This is a genomic window from Nonomuraea sp. SYSU D8015 (assembly GCF_008065375.1).
GTDB lineage: Bacteria > Actinomycetota > Actinomycetes > Streptosporangiales > Streptosporangiaceae > Nonomuraea.
Genome location: NZ_VJYI01000014.1, coordinates 71944 through 95497 on the forward strand (window position 1 = coordinate 71944; position 23554 = coordinate 95497).

At 70.1% G+C, this 23554-nt stretch carries 19 protein-coding genes; 5 read left to right on the forward strand and 14 right to left on the reverse strand.

Going from position 1 to position 23554, the window contains the following annotated elements:
* Window positions 1-16 precede the first annotated feature (16 nt).
* Window positions 17-2530 (reverse strand): FxSxx-COOH system tetratricopeptide repeat protein, encoded by a 2514-nt coding sequence (gene fxsT / locus ID574_RS40985; RefSeq protein WP_223167600.1) that lies wholly within the window; start codon window positions 2528-2530, stop codon window positions 17-19.
* Window positions 2531-2696: 166 nt separating this feature from the next.
* On the opposite strand from fxsT, the gene ID574_RS40990 reads away from it, so the two are divergent.
* The gene (locus ID574_RS40990; protein WP_188194423.1) at window positions 2697-2855 is read left to right on the forward strand and encodes a hypothetical protein; all 159 of its coding nucleotides are present in this window, start codon (window positions 2697-2699) and stop codon (window positions 2853-2855) included.
* 115 nt (window positions 2856-2970) lie between these two features.
* Entirely contained in the window at window positions 2971-4959 is a 1989-nt protein-coding gene (locus ID574_RS40995; protein ID WP_188194424.1) for a tetratricopeptide repeat protein, read from the forward strand.
* Here the strand turns inward: ID574_RS40995 and ID574_RS41000 are convergent.
* Window positions 4846-6264: an MFS transporter gene (locus ID574_RS41000; RefSeq protein ID WP_188194425.1), complete on the reverse strand. Its 1419-nt coding sequence runs from the start codon at window positions 6262-6264 to the stop codon at window positions 4846-4848. The two genes, ID574_RS40995 and ID574_RS41000, sit on opposite strands and share 114 nt — an antisense overlap.
* Window positions 6265-6570: 306 nt before the next feature.
* Here ID574_RS41000 and ID574_RS41005 point away from each other — a divergent pair, with 306 nt between their 5' ends.
* Window positions 6571-7362, forward strand: coding sequence for an AAC(3) family N-acetyltransferase (locus tag ID574_RS41005; protein WP_188194613.1), 792 nt, complete (start codon window positions 6571-6573; stop codon window positions 7360-7362).
* Window positions 7363-7623: 261 nt separating this feature from the next.
* Here ID574_RS41005 and ID574_RS41010 read toward each other — a convergent pair whose 3' ends face one another.
* The 6 genes from ID574_RS41010 to ID574_RS41035 form a co-directional block, all read right to left on the reverse strand.
* Window positions 7624-8115: a GNAT family N-acetyltransferase gene (locus ID574_RS41010; RefSeq protein ID WP_188194426.1), complete on the reverse strand. Its 492-nt coding sequence runs from the start codon at window positions 8113-8115 to the stop codon at window positions 7624-7626.
* Between the two features lie 148 nt (window positions 8116-8263).
* The gene (gene dapB, locus ID574_RS41015; protein ID WP_188194427.1) at window positions 8264-9001 is read right to left on the reverse strand and encodes a 4-hydroxy-tetrahydrodipicolinate reductase; all 738 of its coding nucleotides are present in this window, start codon (window positions 8999-9001) and stop codon (window positions 8264-8266) included.
* A gap of 563 nt (window positions 9002-9564) precedes the next feature.
* Window positions 9565-10875: a M16 family metallopeptidase gene (locus ID574_RS41020; protein WP_188194428.1), complete on the reverse strand. Its 1311-nt coding sequence runs from the start codon at window positions 10873-10875 to the stop codon at window positions 9565-9567.
* A complete protein-coding gene (locus ID574_RS41025; RefSeq protein ID WP_188194429.1) occupies window positions 10872-13220 on the reverse strand; it encodes a polyribonucleotide nucleotidyltransferase in 2349 nt (782 codons plus the stop codon). Before ID574_RS41025 ends, ID574_RS41020 begins: the two co-directional genes overlap by 4 nt.
* Before the next feature lie 308 nt (window positions 13221-13528).
* Entirely contained in the window at window positions 13529-13798 is a 270-nt protein-coding gene (rpsO, locus tag ID574_RS41030; protein WP_132334293.1) for a 30S ribosomal protein S15, read from the reverse strand.
* Window positions 13799-13934: 136 nt separating this feature from the next.
* On the reverse strand, window positions 13935-14372 hold the full coding sequence (locus ID574_RS41035; RefSeq protein WP_188194430.1) for a VOC family protein: 438 nt from the start codon (window positions 14370-14372) through the stop codon (window positions 13935-13937).
* Window positions 14373-14452: 80 nt separating this feature from the next.
* On the opposite strand from ID574_RS41035, the gene ID574_RS41040 reads away from it, so the two are divergent.
* Complete coding sequence (locus ID574_RS41040; protein ID WP_188194431.1) at window positions 14453-15037, forward strand: TetR/AcrR family transcriptional regulator; 585 nt, start codon at window positions 14453-14455, stop codon at window positions 15035-15037.
* A 209-nt stretch (window positions 15038-15246) separates the two neighbouring features.
* Here ID574_RS41040 and ID574_RS41045 read toward each other — a convergent pair whose 3' ends face one another.
* On the reverse strand, window positions 15247-16191 hold the full coding sequence (locus ID574_RS41045) for a bifunctional riboflavin kinase/FAD synthetase (protein WP_188194432.1): 945 nt from the start codon (window positions 16189-16191) through the stop codon (window positions 15247-15249).
* 56 nt (window positions 16192-16247) lie between these two features.
* On the opposite strand from ID574_RS41045, the gene ID574_RS41050 reads away from it, so the two are divergent.
* The gene (locus ID574_RS41050) at window positions 16248-17270 is read left to right on the forward strand and encodes a TRM11 family SAM-dependent methyltransferase (RefSeq protein WP_188194433.1); all 1023 of its coding nucleotides are present in this window, start codon (window positions 16248-16250) and stop codon (window positions 17268-17270) included.
* Window positions 17271-17579: 309 nt separating this feature from the next.
* On the opposite strand, the gene truB is transcribed toward ID574_RS41050, so the two are convergent.
* The 5 genes from truB to infB form a co-directional block, all read right to left on the reverse strand.
* The gene (gene truB / locus ID574_RS41055) at window positions 17580-18452 is read right to left on the reverse strand and encodes a tRNA pseudouridine(55) synthase TruB (protein ID WP_188194434.1); all 873 of its coding nucleotides are present in this window, start codon (window positions 18450-18452) and stop codon (window positions 17580-17582) included.
* Entirely contained in the window at window positions 18452-19504 is a 1053-nt protein-coding gene (locus tag ID574_RS41060) for a DHH family phosphoesterase (protein ID WP_188194435.1), read from the reverse strand. Before ID574_RS41060 ends, truB begins: the two co-directional genes overlap by 1 nt.
* Window positions 19501-19956: a 30S ribosome-binding factor RbfA gene (rbfA, locus tag ID574_RS41065; protein WP_188194436.1), complete on the reverse strand. Its 456-nt coding sequence runs from the start codon at window positions 19954-19956 to the stop codon at window positions 19501-19503. Before rbfA ends, ID574_RS41060 begins: the two co-directional genes overlap by 4 nt.
* A 39-nt stretch (window positions 19957-19995) precedes the next feature.
* Window positions 19996-20292, reverse strand: a complete 297-nt coding sequence (locus ID574_RS41070) for a DUF503 domain-containing protein (protein WP_188194437.1) — start codon at window positions 20290-20292, stop codon at window positions 19996-19998.
* Between the two features lie 120 nt (window positions 20293-20412).
* Entirely contained in the window at window positions 20413-23496 is a 3084-nt protein-coding gene (gene infB / locus ID574_RS41075) for a translation initiation factor IF-2 (protein WP_188194438.1), read from the reverse strand.
* Between the last annotated feature and the right edge of the window lie 58 nt (window positions 23497-23554).

Below are 23554 nucleotides of genomic sequence, written 5' to 3' on the forward strand. Positions count from 1 at the left end.
GCCGGTGCGCCGCCGATCAGATGGGCGGCGGATCGAAATCGCCGTTGACCCGCTGCCCTGCGGCCACCGCGAGGGCGTCGGGGTGCTCGCGCCCGAGAAGGGCATCCAGCTGCGGCACGGTCTCGGTCAGGAGCCGCTTGGCCTCTTCCTCGGCCCCGGTGGCCTGCATGTCCAGTGACAAGTTGGCCGCGCAGATGAGGCTGAGGTAGTGGTCGGGGGTGAAGTACGTCCGGAGCCGGCGCATGGTCTCCTCGCCCAGCGCGCGGGCTTCGTCGTGCCGGCCCAGCGCGGCCAGATCGTTTTGCAGGTTGACGGCGGAGGTCACGGCGTAGTCGTGATCGCGGCCGAGCAGATCGCCGAGACCGTGCAACACCTCCTGGTCGAGCTCCTGCGCCCGGGCCGCGTCTCCCGTGAGGCGCAGGAGCAGCGCCAGATTGATCTTGCTGGCATGGACGAACGGATGGTTGGCCCCGAAGACCGCGGGATAGTGCTCGAGTGTCCGCCGCACGATCGTCAGCGCCTCTTCGAGGTCGCCGTTCGCGCGCAAGGTGTTGGACAGGCCCAAGGCGGCGGCCATCGTGTCGGCGTGCCCGTCTCCGTAGAGACGCTGCAGGCGGTGGTGGGTGTCCCTCATGAGCTGCAGGGCCTCGGTCACGCGGCCGCTCCTGCGCAACGAGATCGCGAGGTCCTTGGCCGCCAGGAGGGTGCGGGGGTGGTCCTCGCCGAGCTGCGCCACCCCGTAGTTGTAGGCCTCTTCGGCGATGTTCATCGCCACCTCGAGCTGCCCGCCCAGGCGCACGGCCCTGCTCAGGTTGCTCCACGTCGCCAGCAGGTTGCGCCGGCCGTAGCCGTCCATGCTGCTCTGGCGGAGATAGGTCTCTTGGAGCATCTTCTGCGCGTGGACGTATTCGCTGGTCAACGTGTAGGCGAGAGCCAGGTTGGCGCGGGCTCGCAGGACGACTCTTTCGTTGTCGCCCGACAGGCGCTCGTAACCCTCGACGACCTCGGCGTCGATCTCCTGTGCTTTGCCGAACTCTCCGCGGCCCCGGAGCGCGGCGGCGTAGCTCTGCTTCCCCCACAGCGTCTCCGGGTGGTCGGGCCCCAGAGACTCCTCCATCATGCCCACGGTCTCCGACATGAGCTCTTGGGCCCTGCTGTACAGGGTGAGCGCAAGGTAGACGTTGCCCAGGTGGATCCGCGCCACGAGCACGTCGGAATGACGGGGACCGCTCGCTTCCGTCCACTTCTGGATGTACTCGTTCAGCAGTGCCTGCGCCTGCTGGTAACTGCCGCGTACGTACATATAGCGCACGAGGTCGATCGCGAACTTGCGCACGGCCGGCACCGTGCATTCGATGAGACCCGACGGCTCCAGGTGGGCGGCGAGCTCCTCGAACCGGGGCCAGTTGGTCGTCTCGTCGGGGTCGGCCGGCGCGGTGCCGGAAAGAAGCAGGTGCACCTCGTGGCGGAACTCGGCGCGCTGGTCCTCCGGGAGTTCGTCGCGCAGCAGCGCCTGATTGAGCCGGTGGACCTGGAGCGTGCGGGTGGTCGGCTCGACCTTGACCAGCGCCAGGCTCTCCAGCTGACTCAGCGCCCTGGTCAGCTCGATCGGATCCGACAGGACGGGCGTGAGCCGGGGGCCCGCCACACGGTTGCCGCGGCGGAAGACGTCGCGCGGGATGGGCTCGGGACCGAAGAACGCGCAGCAGCGCAGCACCTCGACGGCCGCGGGAACGCGGTCTTCGAGCTGGGAGACCGACAGCTGCCAGGCGGCGGTCATCGACTGCGGGTAGGTCGGCGCCTTTTCCAGGCTGAGCAGGCGGCTCGTCTGCTCTTCGAGCAGCGTCAGATACTCGTCGACCGACATCAGCGTTCTCGCGAGCAGAGCCGCGGCCTGCTCCAGCGCCAGCGGCAGATCGCCGAGCTTGTCGGCCAGGCGGTCGGCCTCGTCGTCGCCGATCGCATCGCCCAGACGCCTGTGGAGGAACGCCTTGCTCTCGTCTCGCCTGAACACGTCGACCTCGATGGTCGGCTCGTGGTCGCTCCAGCGCGAGTTACGCGAGGTGATGAGGACGTGGCCGGGCCCTCTGGGGAGGAAATCCTTGATGTATTCCGGCTCCTCGGCGTTGTCGAAGATCACCAGCCAGCTCCGGTAAGGAACCCCGCTTTCGAGCGTGCGGATGACCGCCTGTGTCGCCTGCTCCACACCGGTGCTGGTCGCAGGCGGCAGGCCCAGCGCCTGCGCCATGCCCGCGAGCACCGACGGGACCAGCAGCGGCTGGTCGGCGGAGACCCACCAGACCAGGTCGTAATGATCGCGGTATTGCCAGGCGTATTCGATCGCCAGCTGGGTCTTGCCGACGCCGCCGAGGCCCTGTAACGCCTGGGGCTGGGCCACGACGGCGGTCACCGTGTGCATGCTCTTCCTGAGCGCCGCCAGGAGATCCTTGCGGCCGGTGAAGTTCGGATTGCGTTTGGGGACCCGTTCCCAGACCTTCGGCCCCTGCTTGGGAATGGAATTCTCAGCCACGTCGGCCCTCCGCTCCACCGCCGAAGAGGTACGGTAACCGTTGGCTACCATCCTAGAGCTTGATTAGTGGCCACGCTTATCACAGAATCATAATAAGAATCGCCATATCTGAATAAGCGCCTGCATGTCGCCCGATATTTGGATGACCGAAACGGATGGAGTGCACATGCGTGACAGGCAACACGGACCGGTCGGACTGATCGACATAAGCGACTTGTCGCCGGACGTGCTGAGCAAAGTCGACAATCCCGCACTCCGGAGCGCCATAGCCTCGCGCCAGTCGGACAATCGGGAGCCGGCCGCAGGCTTCGACAACTTCATCTAGATATTCAGCTTGGCCGCCACGGGGGACATGCGCGGCACATGCGAAGCGGACGGGGACCGGCATGGGGAATTCCGGCATGAACGGACGGCAGGAAACGCCGGGACCATATCGAGGCTTGCGCGCGTTTCGCACCGAGGATCGGGACAGATTCTTCGGACGTGACGAGGAAGCCCACGAAATCCGTAAATTGTGGCAGTCGCAGCGGCTGACCGTCCTCTACGGCGCTTCAGGAATCGGGAAGACCTCGTTGCTCGAGGCAGGCGTCATGCCGCTGCTGAGCCCTCACAAGGTCGACGTCCTCCCTCTCGGCCGGGTCTCCTACGGATCGGCCTTCCCGCGAGCGGCGATTCCTCTCCACAACCCGTACGTGCTCGCTCTCCTGGTGTCGTGGTCGCCCCAGATACCGCCCAACCGGCGCGCGGACATGACGATCTCCGAATTCCTGCGGGCCCGGCCGGTCAAGCGGGATGCCTACGGCGACCCCCTCCCCACGCTGGTCGCCATCGACCAGGTCGAGGAGCTCTTCGCCAGCGGCCGGCAGCGCCAACTGCACCGTGACTGGTTCTTCGACCAGCTCGCCGATGCGCTGCGCGCCGACCAGGGGCTGCGGCTTCTGCTGTCGATCCGCACCGACCGGCTGATGGACCTGCTCCCTTATGAATGGGAACTCGGCAACGTGGACCGGCCGGACCTGACGGATCTGACGGACGAGCAGGAGCCCACCGGGACCGAGTGGGAACGCGTGCCTCTGGAGGCACTGGGCTTCGACAGCGCGTTGGAGGCCCTGCGAGGGCCGATCGAGGGAACTGGGCTCACGTTCGCCGAGGGCGCGGCCGAGCAGGTCGTCCACGACCTCATCAGGGTCAGGACACGGACTGAGAGCCGGCAACTGGTGCAGGGCGTGGAGCCTGCCCACCTCCAGGTGGTCGGTGAGTCGTTGTGGAGGTCCCTGCCGCCGGAGACCACCGTGATCACCAGAAGGGATGTGCACCAGCACGCCGAGCGCGCCCTGTCCGAACACTACGACAGGGAGATCAAGCAGATCGCCGCCGAGCGGTTCGACGGCGACGACCGCAGGCTGAGGACGTGGTTGCGGCTCACCTTCGGTGACAGGAAGCCGGTCCGCCGCGGCGCGATCAAGACCGCCGGGATCGGCAGGACGGTGATCGCTCTGCTGGTGAAACGGCGGATCCTCAGCGCCGACCAACGTATGGGCGAGGGATCGTACGCGCTGGCCTACGATCGCCTGCTCCAGTCCTCCCAACACGACATCGGACGGGTGGACGCTACCCGAAGGCGCCTCCGGCCGGAGGACCTCCTCCGGGAGGCGGAGGGCGCCCTGGGAGAAGGCGATCTCCTGCAGGCGACCAAACTGGCCGAGGAGGCACTGGTCCGGTCGGAAGGGAACGACCTGCATGTGCGCGCACAGGCCGAGTCCCTGCTCGGCAACGTCGCTTACGAGCACGGAGAGGTGGAAAAGGCCCTCGCACACTACAGCGCCGCCGCCAAGAGCTACGAGACCGGCGGGGCTCCGGCCGCCGTTGGTCTCATGCTGATGGCCATGGGGCGGCTGCGGCTGGCACAGGGCTCCCCCGCCGAGGCCGTACGTGACTTGCGCGCCGCGATGATGCGCGTCCCGACAGATCTCACTATTCAGACAGAGCTGGCCTGGGCGCTGTGGTACGGCGGGCATCCCGACGCGGCGGTGGGCGTGCTCAACGGCGTGCTCGACAAGGAGGGCAACAACGTCGGCGCCCTGCTGGGCCGCGGTCAGATGCTGGCCGGCATGGGAGGCCGCGACGAGGCCGAGGCGGCGCTGCGCGACCTGGAGAGGGCCGAGCCGCTGCGGTGGCCGTTCGCCAAGGTGGCTCACGCCCTCGCGCTCGCGCGGACCGACCGCGTGGACGAAGCCCAGCAAGAGATGGTGGAGGCGCTGGCGGAGGCGGTCGACCACGGCCCGCTGCTGCTCTACGCGGCCCGCGTGGAGCACCTAGCGGGCAAGTTCACGTCCGCTACGGGTCTCGCCAGGCGGGCGATCTCCGCGAAGGAGCCGGCGCTTCCCGGTCACCTGGCCAGGCCCGCTCGAGAGCTCGCCGCTCTGTGACGACTGTTTCACCTGCAGAACGCCGCGCGGCAGATCGGGCAGGGGCGGGGCGAACCATTTGCCCAGCCGCGTGCCGGTGAGCAGCGCCGCGGCGAGCAGCATGACGGTGAGCAGCACCACTGTGCCGCCCGTCACGCCCCGCCAGGTGACCAGGAGGCCGCCGAGCGGCGCGGCCAGGCAGATGGCCCCCTGCGAGAAGAGCCGCGACACGCCGACCACGCGGGCGAGCGTCCCCGGATCGACGATGGAGACCTCCGCGCATTTGATCGCCACGTTGGTCAGCGCACCGCCGAAGCCGGTGGTGAAGAAGGCCACGGCGAAGAAGATCGAGCGTGCTCCCAGCCACGCCCCCAACGCCGCCAGGAACAGCGCCGCCGCCCAGATCCAACTGTGGTTGAGCAGGACCGAGCGTCTCGGGTGATAGAAGTAGGCCACGGTGGAACCCACCGCCCCGCCCAACCCCGATGCCGCGAGCACGAGCCCGATCTCCACGGAGGGCATGCCGTGTGACCCGGCCACGAAGACCATGATGAGGGCGTGGGCCAGCAGGTTCGTGAACGTCATCAGCATGATCGAGCCGCCGAGGAACGGCTGGTCCATGAGCGCGCGGAAGCCGCCGGGCAGTTCACGCAAGATCGAAGAGCCGGCCGAGCGGCGGATGGACTCGTGGCGCAATCCGAAGAACAGCCGAAAAGAGACCGCGAACAGCACTGCGTTCATCAAGAAGGGGACATATCGGCCGACCCCGAAGAGGTAGCCGCCGAGCGGCCTGCCGGCGATGGACGCGAGATGGCTCACGGCCTCCCTCTTGGCCAGCGCCCGTTGCATCAGACCCGGCCTCAGCAACACCAGGGACTGCAGGAGCGCCGCCTCCGCCAAGGTGTAGAGGACCCACATCGTGCCCTCCACCGCCGCGGCCACCATGAGGAACGTCAGCGACGGGCCGACGGACAGCATCGCCACGAGCACGGTGAGCACGGTCAGCCAGCGACCGCACTCCGCGAAGAGAATGATGCGACGAGGGGATATCCGGTCGACCAGAAGCCCACCGGGAATGTAGAACACCAGAACGGGAACTGTCAGGAAGAACCCCGCCCATCCGGCGGCGGTCGGTGAACCGGTCTGCGCCAGAGCAAGGAGCGGATAGGCCACGCCCAGCGTCCGCATGCCGATCGTGGAAATCGCCGAGCCTGCCCATACACGGGCGATCCTGCCCTCTTTCGGGTGGGGCGGAGCTTGAATCTCGCGCGGCTTTTCTGCGGCCTCGTCCACGCCCTCCGCCTCGACCTGTGCCCTTTCGGACACAACATTACGGCCACGACCGAGGACGGTCATGCGACAACCCGCCTCTTGCTGAATGGATATGAACCGCTTGCCGAAGAAATTGCGGCACGAGACTCGTCGAAGTATAGGGGACCGCTCAAGCGATCAACGACTCAGCGTCATGATCGCCACAAACTACACAATCAACCCGAATGCCCCTGGCAGTTCACCTCTAGGGCATGATGTGATCGTAAGGTGCGCTCAAATAGCGAAAAGGATGCTTTGCTTAGTTTCGCCCGGTTGTGTCATGACTTTGCGGCCCTGGGAATCAGGCTGGGACAGGTGCTGATGGTGCACTCCTCCCTCAGCCGGCTCGGCCACACCGAGGGTGGGGCGGAAACCGTGGTCATGGCACTGCGGGATCTGCTCGGCGACGACGGAACACTCGTCGTCCCCGCCGGCACGGCGGGCAACTCCGACACCTCACCCATCTATCGGGCCGCGGTGGCCGGAATGACCCCGGACGAGGTGGCCGCGTACCGCGCCCGCATGCCTGCCTTCGACCCCGCCACGACCCCCTCACACCAGATGGGCCGGATCGCCGAGCACGTCCGCCGGCTGCCGGGGGCCAGGCGCAGCGCGCATCCGCACACCTCCTTCGCCGCCATCGGGCCGCAAGCGGCCGAGATCGTCGAGGGACACGAACGCGACTGCCTGCTGGGTGAGCGGTCGCCGCTCGCCCGGCTGTACGACGCAGGCGCCTTCGTCCTGCTGCTGGGCGTCGGCTACGACAAGTGCACGGCCTTCCACCTCGCCGAGTACCGCTACACCGCCGACCCGCCGCGGCGCAGGTTCCGTGCCGTGGTGGACGACGGGAACGGGCGGGAATGGTGCGAGTTCGAGGACGTGGCCGTCAACGCCGGTGACTTCGCCGCCCTGGGAGCGGACTTCGAAGGGACCGGCGCGGTGCGGCGGGGTCGGGTCGGCGCGGCGGAGGCCCGCCTGTTCTCCTTGCCCGCGGCCGTCGACTACGCCGTCGACTGGCTCGCCTCCCACCGCTCCCCTGCCCACCCGCCCCCAGCGCCCGCCCTGCCCGCCGACGTCCCTTCGCGCCCGCCCGTCGAGAGACACGCCCCCTGACGACCGGCTTCCGACGGCCCCTCCGCGCCCACCGGCCGCGGAAGGCCCCCGACACGTGACCACCGGCCCTCGCTCCCACGACGTATGACCCCGGCTGTGGCGGCCACGCCCCGGAACGGCGGACCGGCACCGTGCAGGCGCGGCTCCTGCAGCGGGTGGGTGATCGCGCCGCCGGACGCCCGGCCACGGCGGTCGCGGCGGCCATGGCGGTCGCGGTGGTCGCGGCGGTCGCGGCGAGGGCCCGGAGCTGCGGGGTCGCCGTTACGCCGGGGACTCGGAGGGGCGGCGCATCACCACGCGTGGCGCGACCTCGATCCCCAGCTCCCGCTCGTGCTGCACCACCGCCCGAAGCTCCGGCCCCCACTCCCCCTCAGGCACCACGGAGAAGCCGTGCCGGGCGTACCAGGGCGCGTTCCACGGCACGTCCCGGTACGTCGTCAGCGTCACGTACGGCGCGCCGGCCGCCCGAGCGTGGTCGATCACCGCCGAGACCAGCCGCCCGCCGATGCCTTGGCGCATGCTGTCCGGATGGACCGCCAGCTGGTCGAGATGCAGGTTGCCGTCCACCCATCCCACCAGCGCGAACCCGGCCGGAGGCATCCCCTCGACGAGGACCCGCCCAGGATCGTCCACTTCCTCGATCATGGTCGTGCCAGGCGGGAACGTGATGTCCACCTGCTCGAACAACCGATCCGCCGCCAGCTCGATCGACACCAGCACAGGAAGGTCACCGGCCTCAGCCCATCGCACCATGCCGACACGATCTCATGTTTCGGGCGGAACTCGCCGCTCGTATTAGTGTTGATGATCGTAGGCCCGGCTGTGCGGAGCCGGGACCCTCTCCTCACGACGTGCCCACGACCGACCAGGTGGTGGGCACGTCGTGCGGCCAAACCGGAGATCAGAGATCGAGGAGCGGCTCCAGGCCGACGGTGAGGCCCGGCAGCTCGCGCACCCTGCGCACGCCGAGCAGCACGCCGGGCGTGAACGCCGCCCTGCTCATCGTGTCGTGCCTGATGGTGAGGATCTCGCCGTCACCGCCCAGCAGCACCTCCTGGTGGGCGATCAGCCCGGACAGGCGTACCGCGTGCACGTGCACGCCGCCCACGTCGGCGCCGCGCGCGCCGTCCAGCGCGGTGCTGGTGGCGTCGGGCATCGGGGCGGCCCCGGCCTTGGCTCGCGCCTCGGCCACCAGCTCCGCGGTGCGGCGGGCGGTGCCGGAGGGGGCGTCGGCCTTGTTGGGGTGGTGGAGCTCGACGATCTCGACGGATTCGAAGTGGCGGGCCGCCTGCTGCGCGAAGTGCATCATGAGCACGGCGGCGATGCCGAAGTTGGGGGCGATCAGGCAGTTGGTGCCCGGGGAGTCCGCCAGCCATCCGCGTACGGTCGCCAGCCTCGCCTCGTCGAACCCCGTGGTGCCCACCACCGGGTGCACGCCGTGGGCGATGGCCCATTCGAGGTTGCCCATGACCACGTCGGGGTGGGTGAAATCGACCACCACCTCCGCGCCCTCGAGCCCTTCGATGGAGTCGTCCTTGTCGAGCGCCGCCACCAGCTCCATGTCGGTGGCCGCCTCGACCGCCTTGCACACCTCGACGCCCACGCGACCGCGGGCGCCGAGCACACCTACCTTGATCACACCGACCACCCTATCCCAACAGGAAACGCGCCCATCGGAGTGCCGCCCCTCTGTCCTGTCGCAGTCCTCGCGCACGGGCTCGCCACCACCGCGAGCGGCGACGCCGCGCCCGTGTCGGCGGGTCTCGGCGCCACGTCCGCACCGGGCAGCGCCGGGCCCTGAGGCGGCACCGCGCCGTCCGCACCGGGCAGCGCCGGGCCCTGAGGCGGCACCGCGCCCGCGTGGGCGGAACTCCCGGCATCCGCCTGCCACAGGCAACGTGCTCGCACGCCACTCGGTTCGGGACGCTCGGCTCGGCGCCAGGGGTGCCGCCTGCGGATCCGCCACGCCGGGCGGGCGGCGCCCTCCAGCCGGCCGCCTCCGCGCTCACTTCAACCGCAGGTGGCCGGTCCCGCCGCGCCACTCGACGGCGGCAGGCGCGCCCCACGGCGCCCGGCAGACCGCAGACGCGGTTGCGCTGCCTACGGCGGGTCCGCCGGAGGCGACGGCCGCCCTACAGAGACAAACGGCCCGCCGCAGGCGCGGTTGCGCTGCCTGCGGCGGGCCGCCACGACGACACCCGGTCAGCGGATGGCGTCGGTGAAGTCCTTGTCGCCGTACGGGCCGATCACGGCGAGCGTGAGCGGCCGGTTGAGCACGTCGCCGGCGATCTCGGAGATCTCGTCGGGGGTGACGGCCTCGATGCGGGACAACACCTCGTCCACCGACATGAGCTCCTCGTAGACCAGCTCGTTCTTGCCGATGCGCGACATGCGCGAGCCGGTGTCCTCCAGTCCGAGCACGAGCCCGCCGCGCATCTGCCCCTTGCCGCGCTCGATCTCGTCCTCGCTCAGCCCCTCGGTAACCACGCGGGCCACCTCGTCCCGGCAGATCTTGAGGACGTCGTCGATCTTCGACGGCAGGCAGCCGACGTAGATGCCGAACTGGCCGGTGTCGGCGTAGGCGGAGGTGTAGCTGTAGGCGGAGTAGGCCAGGCCGCGCTTCTCCCTGATCTCCTGGAAGAGCCTGGACGACATGCCGCCGCCCAGCGCGGAGTTGAGCACCCCCAGGGCGAACCTGCGATCGTCCGTGCGGGCCAGGCCGGTGGTGCCGAGCACCAGGTTGGCCTGTTCGGTGGGCCGGTCGAGCACCCTGACGCCCGAACGCGTGTCGGCGCCGGGGCCGTTGGTGCGCGGCGGGGCGAACTCGGCCGGGCCGGTCAGCGCCCCGGCCCGCTCGTACGCCCGCACGACCAGCTCCACGACCTCCTCGTGCCGCACGTTGCCCGCCACCGACACCACCGTGCGGCGGGGCCGGTAGTAGCGGTGGTAGTACTCGGCGATGCGGTCGCGCCCGAGGGAATTGATCGACTCGACCGTGCCCAGGATGGGCCGGCCGATCGGCGAGTCGCCGTACAGCTCGGCGGCGAACTGCTCGTGCACCACGTCCGAGGGGTCGTCGTCGTGCATGGCGATCTCCTCGAGGATCACGCCACGCTCGGACTCGACGTCCTCCTCGGTCACGAGCGAGCTGGTCACGACGTCGGCGAGCACGTCGACCGCGATCGGCAGGTCCTCGTCGAGCACACGCGCGTAGTAGCACGTGTATTCCTTGGCGGTGAACGCGTTGATCTCGCCGCCGATGCCCTCGATCGAGGCGGAGATCTCCATCGCGTCGCGCGTCGGAGTGCCCTTGAACAGCAGGTGCTCGAGAAAGTGGGTGGCCCCCATGTGCTCGGGGGCCTCGTCACGCGAGCCGATGCCGACCCACATGCCGACCGCGACGCTCCGCACGGTCGGCATGGTCTCGGTCACCACGCGCAGCCCACCCGGCAGGACAGTGCGCCTCACGACCCCGGCGCCGTCCTTGCCGGGGTGCAGCGTCGTCGTGTTCACGTGTTCCGGTCGTCCCCGTCGCCGCCGCTGCTGCTCCGGGTGCGCACGCGCGTGCGGGTGCGGCGCGGCCGCTCCGGCTTCTCCTCGGCCGGTGCGGCGGCGGCCTCCTCGGGCTCCGGGGCCTCACCCTCGCCCTCGGGGGCGACGGCGCCCTTCGCCTCCTTCTCGGCGGCCTCCTTCTCGATGACCTCGACCGGCACCAGCGAGAGCTTGCCGCGGCCGTCGATCTCGGCGATCTCGACCTGGATCTTCTCGCCGACGCTCATCACGTCCTCGACGTTCTCGATGCGCTTGCCGCCGTGCAGCTTGCGGATCTGCGAGACGTGCAGCAGGCCGTCCTTGCCCGGCATGAGCGAGATGAACGCGCCGAAGGCCGCGATCTTGACGACCGTGCCCAGGTAGCGCTCGCCGACCTCCGGCATGTGCGGGTTGGCGATGGCGTTGATCGCCGACCGCGCGGCCTCGGCGGACGGGCCGTCGGTCGCGCCGATGTAGATCGTGCCGTCGTCCTCGATGGTGATCTCGGCGCCCGTGTCGTCCTGGATCTGGTTGATCATCTTGCCCTTCGGGCCGATGACCTCGCCGATCTTGTCGACCGGGACCTTGATGGTGATGATGCGCGGCGCGGTCGGGTTCATCTCCGCCGGGGAGTCGATCGCCTCCTGCATCACGTCGAGGATCGCCAGGCGGGCGCCCTTGGCCTGCTTGAGCGCGGCGGCCAGCACGTGGGCCGGGATGCCGTCGAGCTTGGTGTCGAGCTGCAGGGCGGTGATGAGCTCCTTGGTGCCGGCGACCTTGAAGTCCATGTCGCCCATGGCGTCCTCGGCGCCGAGGATGTCGGTCAGGGTGACGTACGTGTCGCCCTCACCGATCAGGCCCATCGCGATGCCCGCGACCATCTCCTTGAGCGGCACACCGGCGTCGAGCAGCGCCATCGTCGAGGCGCACACCGAGCCCATCGAGGTGGAGCCGTTGGAGCCGAGCGCCTCGGAGACCTGGCGGATGGCGTACGGGAACTCCTCGCGGGTCGGGAGCACCGGGATCAGCGCCCGCTCGGCCAGCGCGCCGTGACCGATCTCGCGGCGCTTGGGCGAGCCCACCCGGCCGGTCTCACCGGTGGAGTAGGGCGGGAAGTTGTAGTTGTGCATGTAGCGCTTGGTCCGCTCCGGGTTGAGCGTGTCGATGACCTGCTCCATGCGCAGCATGTTGAGCGTCGTGATGCCCAGGATCTGGGTCTCGCCGCGCTCGAACAGCGCCGAGCCGTGCACCCGGGGCACCACGTGGACCTCGGCCGACAGCGCGCGGATGTCCTTGGTGCCGCGGCCGTCGATGCGGATGCCCTCCTTGAGGACCCGCTCACGCATGAGATTCTTCATCACGGAGCGGAACGCGGCGCTGATCTCCTTCTCGCGCCCCTCGAAGTCGGGCAGGAGCTTCTCGGCGGCCAGCGCCTTGACCTTCTCCAGCTCGTTCTCGCGCTCCTGCTTGCCGGCGATGGTGAGCGCGGCGGCGAGCTCGCTCTTCACCGCGGACTCGACCGCGGCGTAGGCGTCCTCCTGGTAGTCCAGGAAGACCGGGAACTCGGCCGTCTCCTTGGCCGCGACCTGCGCGATGCGCGCCTGCGCCTCGCAGAGCACCTTGATGAACGGCTTGGCGGCGTCCAGGCCCTGCGCGACGGTCTCCTCGGTGGGCCCGACGGCGCCCTCGGCGACCAGCTTGAGCGTGTCCTTGGTGGACTCGGCCTCGACCATCATGATCGCGACATCGCCGTCGCCGAGCACGCGGCCCGCCACGACCATGTCGAACGTCGCCCGCTCCAGCTCGTGGTGCGTCGGGAACGCCACCCACTGGCCCTCGATGAGCGCGACCCGCACGCCGCCGATCGGCCCGGAGAACGGCAGGCCCGCCAGCTGCGTGGACAGGGACGCGGCGTTGATCGCGACCACGTCGTAGAGGTGGTCGGGGTTGAGCGCCATGATGGTGGCCACGACCTGGACCTCGTTGCGCAGCCCCTTGACGAACGACGGGCGCAGCGGCCGGTCGATCAGGCGGCAGGTCAGGATCGCGTCCTCGGACGGACGGCCCTCACGGCGGAAGAACGAGCCGGGGATGCGCCCGGCGGCGTACATTCGCTCCTCGACGTCAACCGTGAGCGGGAAGAAGTCGAACTGCTCCTTCGGAGTCTTGGACGCGGTGGTGGCGGACAGCACCATCGTGTCGTTGTCGAGATAGGCGACGGCGGAGCCGGCCGCCTGACGCGCCAGACGACCGGTCTCGAACCGGATCGTGCGCGTGCCGAATGAGCCATTGTCTATGACTGCTTCAGCAGTGTGGACACCCTCCACGGGGGACCTCCTTGTGGTCGGTCTCCCGCGCCCTGTTTCACCGGCACCCTCGTTAGGTGCAGCGCCGGTCTTCGATCGAAGCGCCCGGTGCGATGTCAGATCACGTCTACCGGAAGCCACTACCGAGGACCGGCCCGCAGGCGTCGCGGGTCGCATGGTGCTGAGCGGACGCGGGGGCTGTGTGTCTCGGATCTTCAGTTGTACGTCAGGCGCGGGGCCGATTCACGTCGCCACGCGCCTGGCCGCCTCTTTATGAGCTCTCTACCCATATGAGAAAGGGAGCGGCGTGCAGCCACTCCCTTTCTATGTTATCGGCGCAGGCCCAGTCGCTCGATCAGCGACCGGTAACGCTGGATGTCGACCTTCTGCAGGTACTTCAGCAGGCGGCGCCGGCGACCGACGAGCAGAAGCAGGCCACGACGGCTGTGGTGGTCGTGCTTGTGCGTCTTCAGGTGCTCGGTGAGCTCGCTGATGCGCTTGCTGAGCAGTGCGATCTGCACCTCGGGCGACCCGGTGTCACCCTCGGTCGTCGCGTACTCGCTGATGATGGACTTCTTGGCAGCGGTGTCGAGGGACACGGCTCTCCTTTAATCTACGGGCACGCGCTGATGTGACGATGCGCGAACGACCGTGCGTGCCTACAGTCGCCGCATGAAGGCCGTCAGGGGCAGCGCACAGCGCCGCCGTCACAGAGCCGACATGCAAGGTTACCACCTAGTCCAGGGTGCTCGGGTGCCCCTGACCCACACCGGACGCGTACTGGGCGGCGTACTCGGCGGACGGCGCGATGGGCGTGATGACGTCGACGAGCACGCCGCCGGGATCCGACACGATGAAGTGCCGCTGGCCGAAGTCCTCGTCGCGCAGCGCCAGCTCGGGGCGCAGCCCCTCGCGGACGACGAGCCGCTCCCATTCGGCGTCGACGTCGGCCACCTCGAAGTTGAGCAGCAGTCCCGCGACCGGCCGCCGGTAGGCCGCGGGCAGCGTGGGGTGCGTGTGGTCGAGCAGGGCCAGCTCGTACGTCCCGCGGCGCAGGCTCACGTACCAGTCGGCCTCGAACGTCACCTCGAACCCGAACAACCGCACGTAGAAGTCCTTCGACGCGGCCACGTCGGCCGTGCAGACCACCGGGTAGAAGCTGCTGAGCTCCATGGGCGTCCCTCCGTTTTCGCATACCGTCGGTATGCGAGGCTACGCTATTCGCGTACCATCGGTATGTCAAAGGAGTGCTGGTGACGAGGGCCGAGCAGAAGGAGCACACGCGGCGGACGCTGATCGCCGTGAGCAGGCGACTGTTCGCGGCCAGGGGCTATGGCGCGGTCGGTCTCGCGGAGATCGTGCGCGAGTCGGGGGTGACGAAAGGCGCCCTGTACCACCATTTCGACGGCAAGGCCGATCTCTTCCGCGCCGTGCTGGAAGAGGTGCAGCACGAGGTGGCGGCCCGGGTGGTCGCGGCCGCGGAGGCGTCGGACGACCCGTGGGCCCAGCTCAAGGCCGGGTGTGCGGCGTTCGTGGCGGCCGGCGCGGATCCGGAGGTCCAGCGGATCATGTTGATCGACGGCCCGGCGGTGCTGGGCTGGAACGAGTGGCGCGCGATCGACGAGGCGTCCTCGGCCAAACACCTGACCGAGGCGCTCACCACGCTCGTCGACAACGGGACGATTCCCGCCCAGCCGGTGGCACCGCTGGCCCGCCTGCTGTCGGGCGCGATGAACGAGGCGGCCCTGTGGCTGGCCCAGTCCGCCGGTCCCGACGACCTGGCGGACACGCAAGCGGCCCTGTCCCGCCTGCTGGACTCCCTCAGGGGCAACGACTGAAACCACGGAAGCCGGTGCCCGTGCGCGCCGTAACGGCGGCGCGCCCTGCTTATGGTCGCATTCGCTACGGGCCTCCGTTGGCATCGTGCCTCGCTCTCTCCGGCCCAGGCTCATCGCTCCAGTGACCGGTCAGCGGCCGTTCCCCTGGACAGACGCGAGCCGGCGTCGGCGTTTGGCTGGCCACGGCAGCGCGTAAAAGAAGAAAGGGTTTAGCTTGTGAGACGGCGGGTGGCGGCGACGTCGGCGTGGATCTGCTCGATCAGCGCCTCGATCGACTCGAACCGGCTGTTGGCGCGCAGGCGGGCGGCGAACTCCACCGCCACGTGCGCCCCGTACAGCTCCAGATCGTCCCGATCCAGCGCGTACGCCTCCACCGACCGCGGCACCCCTTCGAACGTCGGGTTGATGCCGACCGAGATCGCCGCCGGCCACCGCTCCCCTGCGTACAGGGTGGGCAGGTTGGCCACGGGCACGCACTGCAGCCACCCGGCGTAGACGCCGTCGGCGGGAATGGCGGTGTGCTGCGGCGTCTCGACGTTGGCCGTCGGGAAACCGAGCTGGCGACCGCGCTGGTAGCCGCGCACGACCACGCCCTCCACCCGGTGCGGCCGCCCCAGCGCCGCCGCGGCGCCCTCGACGTCGCCGGCCACGATCCGCTCCCTGATGGCGGTCGAGGAGACGCCGTCGAGCATCGGCACGACCTCCACCTCGAAGTCGTACTTGTCGCCCAGCATCCGCAGGGTCTCGACGTCGCCCGTCGCGCCCTGCCCGAACACGAAGTCCTCCCCCACCACGACGGCGGCGGCCCGCAGCCGCTCCCCCAGCACTGCCTGGGCGAAGTCGGCCGGGCTGGTGCGCGACAGGCCGAGCGTGAACTCCACCGTGTCGATCTCGTCGATCCCCAGCTCCGCCAGCAGCTCGGCCCTGCGCCTGGGGCTCGTCAGCCGCTGCGGGTGCGACCCGGGAAGCACGACCTCGTCCGGATGCGGCTCGAAGGTGACGGCGACGGCACGCAGTTTCCGTTCCCGGGCGACGGCGACGGCCCGCTCGACCACCCGCTGGTGCCCGCGGTGGACCCCGTCGTACACGCCTATGGTGACGACAGACCTTCCCGAACCCTGCACGCTAGGCCCTTTCTCGTGGCAATCCCCCACAAGCCTGCCACGCGCGCCACGGTTACCTCCAATCGAGGAGGATAGGATCGGTCATCATGCCTCGATACGCGCTTCTGATCCTGCCTGCCTTCAACCGGGTCTACGGCGAGAGCTCCGTCCGGCTGACGAGGAGCGAGCTGGCGGTCTTCGGTGCGCGGGCGTTGCGCGGCGAGGTGCTGGGCAGCGAGGAGACCACGATCGGCGGCGTGCCGTACGTGACGTTCGAGACGGCGGAGCCGCTCACCCAGCCGGACATTTCGCTTTTGTCGAATCTTTCCTCGGTTTACGCAATTTTTGGGATCGAAGGCGAGCTGCTCAGGCCGCTGCGCATGCAATCCCTCGACCGGCTGAGCAGCGACCTCATCACCATCCAGAAATACGCCGGCAAGACCAACGAGCACTTCACCAAGCTGCTGCTCAACGTCACCGTGCTGGCGTCCGACAGAGGGCTGGGGGGCGAGCGGCTGTCGGTGTTCGACCCGCTGTGCGGCCGCGGCACGACGCTCAACCAGGCCCTCATGTACGGCTACGACGCCTACGGCATCGACGTCGACGTCAAGGACTTCGAGGCGTACACCGGCTTCATCAAGACCTGGCTGCGCAACAAGCGGCTCAAGCACACCGCCGAGACCGTGCCGGTGCGCCGCGAGCGGGCCCTCGTCGGGCGGCGGCTCAACATCACCTTCGGCCTGTCGAAGGAGGCCGTCAAGGCAGGCGACGTGCAGCACCTGACCATGGTCAACGCCGACACCCTCAAGAGCCGCGAGTTCTTCAAGCCCCGCTCGTTCGACGTCCTGGTGACCGACGCCCCCTACGGGGTCCAGCATGGCAGCAAGGGCGGCTCCGGCCTGTCCCGCAGCCCTCTGGAGCTGCTGCGCCAGGCCGTTCCGGTGTGGGCGGAGCTGCTGCGCCCGGGCGGCGCGATGGGCATCTCCTGGAACACCTACGGCGGCAAGAGCGCCGACCTGGCGGAGATCCTCACCGGCGCCGGTCTCCAGGTGATGGACTACCCGGACTTCGAGCACTGGGTGGACCAGGCGATCGTCCGCGACATCATCGTCGCCCGCAAACCCGCCTGAGCGACCGCCTCTGTGCCTCAGGCACCGCCCGCCCGCACCCGCGCACCCGCGCACCCGCGCACCCGCGCACCCGCGCCGACAGGCCACCACACATCCGCCACGGTCGACTGCCTCCTCCCCCACACCCCGAACTTCGGTGTGGGTCCTTTCGGAGACAAGGCTGGGTCGGCGCGCCCGTTCGGACGGGGGCGGTCGGCGGCAGGGTCGCGCGTCTGGGCATCGCCCCCTCGGCAGGAGGCGCGCCCTTGTCCCGGGTGCGGCGATCTCAGTGCGCGGCGGCGACACGCGACGGCCGGCCGCCGAAAGCGGCTAGCCGGCGAAGACGGCGATCGGCTTGGCCGTGCGGCCCTGCTCCTCGACCAGCGCCAGCAGCTCGCCGTCCGGCCCGAACACGCCGATCGGCCCCTTCCCGAGGCCGGTGGCGGGCAGCCGCCCGCCGTGCCCGACGACACGCGCCTCCTCGGCGGTCACGTCCCTGCGCGGGAACGCCGCCGCCACCGCCTCCCCGATCGGCAGGATCACGCACTCCTCGGCGAGCTGCTCGATGGTCCTGGCCAGCGACAGGTCATAGGGCCCCACCCGGGTGCGGCGCAGCCGGGTCAGATGCCCTCCGACGCCGAGGGCCGCTCCGAGGTCGCGGGCCAGCGCGCGGATGTAGGTGCCGCTGGAGCACGTCACGACCGCGTCCACGTCCACGACGTCGTCATGGGCCCTGACGTCCAGCACGTCGAACACCCGCACGGTGACCGGCCTGGCCTTCAGCTCGACGGCCTCGCCCGCACGCGCGCTCTTGTACGCCCGCTTGCCGTTGACCTTGATGGCGCTGACCTGCGGCGGGATCTGCATGATCTCGCCGGTCAGCGCGGCGACGCCCTTGTGGATCTCGGCCGGGGTCACGCCGGCGGCCGAGGCCGTGGCGGTGACCTCGCCCTCGGCGTCGTCGGTGTTGGTGCTGACGCCGAGCCGGATCGTGGCCTCGTACACCTTCTCGGTCAGCGTCAGGTGCCCGAGCAGCCTGGTGGCCTTCTCCACGCCGATCACCAGCACGCCCGTCGCCATCGGGTCGAGCGTGCCGGCGTGGCCCACCCGGCGGGTGCCGGCGATGCGCCGCATCTTGGCCACCACGTCGTGGGAGGTCCACTCGCCCGGCTTGTCGACGATGATCAGACCGCTCTCGGCCATCACGCCTTCCCCAGCTCTCGCCGCAGGGCGGCCATGGTCTCCTCGACGCCGGCGTGCGAGGTGTAGCCGGCCGCGTTGTGGTGGCCGCCGCCGCCCAGCGCCGCGCACGCGGCGCCCACGTCGACGGCGCCCTTGGACCGGGTGGACACCTGCCAGGCGCCCTGGTCGTCCTCCTTGAGCACGACCGCCACCTCGGCCTCGTCGGTGCGCCGCACGATGTCGATGATGCCCTCGAGCTCGGCGTACGGCAGCCCGTACGCGGCGCGGTCCACCCGCGTGATGTACGTCCACACCATGCCGCCGGTCGGGCCCTCCTCCAGCGTCACCCGCTCGAGCGCGGCCGCCAGCACCTTGAGCAGGCCGAACGGCGAGCGGTCCCACAGCTCGCGGGCGATCTCGTCGGTGCGCAGCCCGGTCGCCACGAGCCTGGCGGCCATCTGGTGCACCGCGGGCGTGGTCGAGGAGTGGCGGAAGGAGCCGGTGTCGGTGACCAGGCCCGCGTACAGGCACGTGGCGATGTCGCGGTCGAGCCCCCCGCCGAGCCGGTAGATCAGCTGCTCGGCCAGCATCGCCGTGGCGGCCGCCGTGGCGTCGATGAGCGCGAGCGTGCCGAACCCGGCGTTGGACGGGTGGTGATCGATCACGATGACCTCACGCGCCCTGGCGGTGTTGTCGCTGAGCAGGCCCAGCCGCTCGAACGTCGAGGAGTCGAACGTGATCAGCAGCTCCGGCGCGGCCGGGAACTCCTCCGGCGGCACCAGCATCTCCTGCCCGGGCAGGAACCGCAGCAGGCGCGGCACCGCGAAGATCCGGTCGCCGAACGACGCCACCACCCGCTTGCCCATGGACCGCAGCACGAAGGCCACGGCCAGCATCGAGCCGAGCGCGTCGCCGTCGGGGGTCACGTGGCAGGCCAGCGCGACCTCGTCGGCCCGCCCGATCAGGTGGAGCGCCCGATCCCAGGCGCTCTCCGGAATCGTGCCGCCGCCGGCGCCGTTGCGGGACTCCAGGCGTGCCGGGCGGTCGGCCCTGTCTCGTACGTCGGGCGTCACGCCTGGTCGTCCCCAGCCGCTTCCGGGCCCTCTTCTTCGGGCTTCTTGTAAGGGTCGGCGTCCCCGGCGTAGGAAGCGCTCTGGGCCTGCCGCGCGACCTCGGCGTCCCTGGCCCGCGCGGCGTTGATCAGGTCGTCGAGGTGACGGGCGCTGTCGGGGATCGGGTCGTGCTTGAACGTCAGCGAGGGGGCGAAGCGCACGCCGGTCTGACGGCCCACCTCGGAGCGGATGATCCCCTTCGCGCTCTCCAGGGCGGCCGCGCTGTCGGACCGCTCGGCCTCGGAGCCGAACACCGTGTAGAAGACCGTCGCCTCGCGCAGGTCAGCGGTGACGCGCGTGTCGGTCACGGTGACGAAGCCCAGGCGCGGATCCTTGATCCGGCGCTCCAGCATCTCGGCGACGATCTGCTGGATGCGGTCGGCGAGCTTGCGCGCTCGTGCGGCATCCACCATGTTCGCTCCCCCTCACGCACGTCCTGGCCGTGCAGTCGTTCAATCTTCGTCGTTGTAGAGGCGCTGCCGGGCCGACAGCAGCTCGATCTCAGGGCGGAAGGCCACCATCCGCTCGCAGGCGTCCATCACCTCTTTGCAGTTGCCCGCGGAGGCCGAAACCACCGCGATGCCGATCTCAGCCCTGCGGTGCAGGTCGAGATGGCCGGTCTCGGCCACCGCGATGCTGGGATAACGCCGCTGCAGCTCGGCGATCAGCGGCCGCACGGCGGAGCGCTTCTGCTTCAGCGACCGTACGTCGCCGAGCAGGATGTCCAGGGTCAGAGCACCCACATACATCGTTGGCTACCACCGCTTGGCCTGGTGTGGTGAACGCACGCCCGGCCTGCTGCGGTGGGGACCAGGCCTGGACGTGCGAGAGGCGCCCGGCGGATGTCCCGCCGGGCGCCCGGCCGCGTGTCACACGCGCGGCTTCTCCCGCATCTCGAACGTCTCGATCACGTCGTCGATCCTGATGTCGTTGTAGCCGACACCGATGCCGCACTCGAAGCCCTCGCGGACCTCGGTCGCGTCATCCTTGAAGCGACGCAGGGACGAGACGGTCAGGTTGTCCGCCACGACGACGCCGTCGCGGATCACCCTGGCCTTGCTGTTGCGGACGATCACGCCGGAGCGGACCAGCGAACCGGCGATGTTGCCGATCTTCGGCACCTTGAAGACCTCGCGGACCTCCGCCGTGCCCAGCTGGACCTCTTCGAACTCGGGCTTGAGCATGCCCTTGAGCGCCGCCTCGATCTCCTCGATCGCCTGGTAGATGACCGAGTAGTAGCGGATGTCGACGCCCTCGCGCTCGGCCAGGTCGCGCGCCCGGGGCTCGGGACGGACGTTGAAGCCGATGATGACCGCGTTGTCGTCGGCGACGGCCAGGTTGACGTCGTACTCGGTGATCGCGCCGACCGCGCGGTGCAGGACACGGAGCCTGACCTCGTCGCCGCCGACATCGATCTTGAGCAGGGCGTCTTCCAGGGCCTCCACCGAACCGGACACGTCACCCTTGATGATGAGCTTGAGCTCATCGACGCGGCCCTTCTCGAGGTCGCTGAACAGCTCCTCGAGGGTGCGGCGGCGGCTCGACTTCGCCATCTCGGCGCTGCGCTTGCGCGCCGCGCGCTGCTGGGCGATCTGGCGGGCCATCCGGTCGTCGGTGACGACGATGAAGTTGTCACCGGCGCTGGGCACGGCCGTCAGACCCATCACCAGGACCGGACGGGACGGCGGGGCCTCCTCGACCGCGTCGCCGTTGTCGTCGAGCATCGCGCGGACGCGGCCGAAGGCCTCGCCACACACGATCGAGTCACCGACACGCAGGGTGCCGCGCTGGACCAGGACGGTCGCGACGGGGCCGCGGCCCTTGTCGAGGTGCGCCTCGATCGCGATGCCCTGCGCGTCCATCGTCGGGTTGGCCCGCAGGTCGAGCTCGGCGTCGGCGGTCAGCAGGATGGCCTCGAGGAGGTCTTCGATGCCGGTGCCGTTCTTCGCCGAGATGTCGACGAACAGCGTGGAACCGCCGTATTCCTCCGCCACCAGGCCGTATTCGGTGAGCTGGGCCCGCACCTTGTTCGGGTCCGCGCCCTCCTTGTCGACCTTGTTGACCGCGACCACGACCGGAACGTCGGCCGCCTGGGCGTGGTTGAGCGCCTCGATCGTCTGCGGCTTCACACCATCGTCGGCCGCGACCACCAGCACCGCGATGTCGGTGGACTTGGCGCCTCGGGCACGCATGGCGGTGAACGCCTCGTGACCCGGGGTGTCGATGAAGGTGATCTTCCGGTCTTCGCCCTCGTGCTCGGCGGCGACCTGGTAAGCGCCGATGTGCTGGGTGATGCCACCCGCCTCGCGCGCCACCACGTTGGTCTTGCGGATGGCGTCGAGCAGCTTGGTCTTACCGTGGTCGACGTGACCCATGACGGTCACGACCGGCGGACGCGCGGCCAGGTCGGCCTCGTCGCCCTCGTCCTCGCCGAACTCGATGTCGAAGGCCTCGAGAAGCTCGCGGTCCTCCTCCTCCGGGCTGACGACCTGGATGTTGTAGTCGAGCTCGGCGCCGAGCAGCTGCAGCGTCTCCTCGTTGACCGACTGCGTCGCGGTCACCATCTCGCCGAGGTGCAGCATGATCTGCACGAGCGAGGCCGGGTTCGCGCCGATGCGGTCGGCGAAGTCGGACAGCGACGCGCCGCGCGGCAGGCGGATCGTCGCGCCGTTGCCGCGAGCGACCTGCACGCCGCCGATCGCCGGCGCCGACATGTTGTCGAACTCCTGGCGCCTCTGCCGCTTCGACTTGCGGCCACGCGCAGGACGACCGCCGGGACGCCCGAAGGCACCCGCGGTGCCGCCACCGCGGCCGCGACCGCCCGCACCGGGACGACCGCCGAAGCCGCCGCCGCCACCGGGAGCACCGGTGCCGGTGCGCGGACCGGCGCCGCCGCCACCACCGGGACGACCGGCGAAGCCGCCGGGACGACCACCGCCGCCGCCACCACCGCCGGGACGGCCACCGCCGCCACCGCCGGGACGACCGCCGCCGCCACCGCCGGGACCGCCGCCGGTACGGCCACCGCCGCCACCGCCGGGACCGGCAGGACGGCCCTGCGGCATCATCATCGGGTTGGGACGCGGGCCACCAGGACGGGGACCGCCCGCACCGGGACCCGGACGCGGACCGCCGGGCGGCGGACCGGGACGCGGGCCGGGACGGGGACCGGCCTCGCCGCCGGCACGGCTCTGCGGCGGACGCGGCATCCCGCCGTCACGCGGCGGGCCGTCGCGACGCTCGCGCTGGCCGGGGCCACCGCCGTCGCGCTGGCCACCGGGACGCGGCGGCCGGGCCTGACCCATGCCGCTCGCCGTGGACGAGAACGGGTTGTTGCCGGGGCGCGGACCGCGCGGACCGGGCTTCGGCCCGGGACGCGGGCCGCCGGCCGACGGAGCGCCGGGACGCGGCGCCTGTGTGGAACCGCCGCCTGACGGACCAGGACGCGGGCCGGGCTTGGGACCCGGACCCGGACGCGGGCCCGGCGTCGGACGCGGACCCGGCGTAGGCCTGGCGGGCGCACCGCTCTCGAAGCGCGCCTGCGGAGCCTGGGGCGTCTCACCGCGCGCGGCCTCGGGCTGCTGCTGCGCGTGAGGCATGGGCACCGGCGGGCGCGGCTGACCGCCGCCCGCGGGACCCGGACGCGGACCGGGCTTGGGACCCGGGCGCGGAGGAGTCGGAACAGGCGCCTGAGCGGCGCCGTTGCCGGCCTGGCTGTCTGCCGGCCGGGGAGCAGCCTTTGGCGGCTGCGGCTTGTTGGACGGCTGTCCGCCGCCCCTCGAGGGCCCACCCTTCGATGCGCCCAGAGCTTCGGTGAGCCTGCGGACCACCGGCGCCTCGATGGTCGAGGACGCCGAACGGACGAACTCTCCCATCTCCTGGAGCTTGGCCATGACGACCTTGCTCTCTACGCCGAACTCCTTAGCGAGCTCGTATACCCGGACCTTCGCCACTGCACTCCCTTACTCGGCCCGGGAGGCTGGCTGTGCCGTCCGGACCGTCGCTACCTTG

Excerpts from the sequence above, each read along its gene's own strand:
- ID574_RS41050 (WP_188194433.1), top strand. The coding sequence starts at position 16,248 with ATGCCTCGATACGCGCTTCTGATCCTGCCTGCCTTCAACCGGGTCTAC.
- ID574_RS41070 (WP_188194437.1), bottom strand. The coding sequence starts at position 20,292 with ATGTATGTGGGTGCTCTGACCCTGGACATCCTGCTCGGCGACGTACGG.
- rbfA (WP_188194436.1), bottom strand. The coding sequence starts at position 19,956 with ATGGTGGATGCCGCACGAGCGCGCAAGCTCGCCGACCGCATCCAGCAG.
- ID574_RS41035 (WP_188194430.1), bottom strand. The coding sequence starts at position 14,372 with ATGGAGCTCAGCAGCTTCTACCCGGTGGTCTGCACGGCCGACGTGGCC.
- ID574_RS41005 (WP_188194613.1), top strand. The coding sequence starts at position 6,571 with ATGGTGCACTCCTCCCTCAGCCGGCTCGGCCACACCGAGGGTGGGGCG.
- truB (WP_188194434.1), bottom strand. The coding sequence starts at position 18,452 with ATGGCCGAGAGCGGTCTGATCATCGTCGACAAGCCGGGCGAGTGGACC.
- ID574_RS40990 (WP_188194423.1), top strand. The coding sequence starts at position 2,697 with ATGCGTGACAGGCAACACGGACCGGTCGGACTGATCGACATAAGCGAC.
- ID574_RS41010 (WP_188194426.1), bottom strand. The coding sequence starts at position 8,115 with ATGGTGCGATGGGCTGAGGCCGGTGACCTTCCTGTGCTGGTGTCGATC.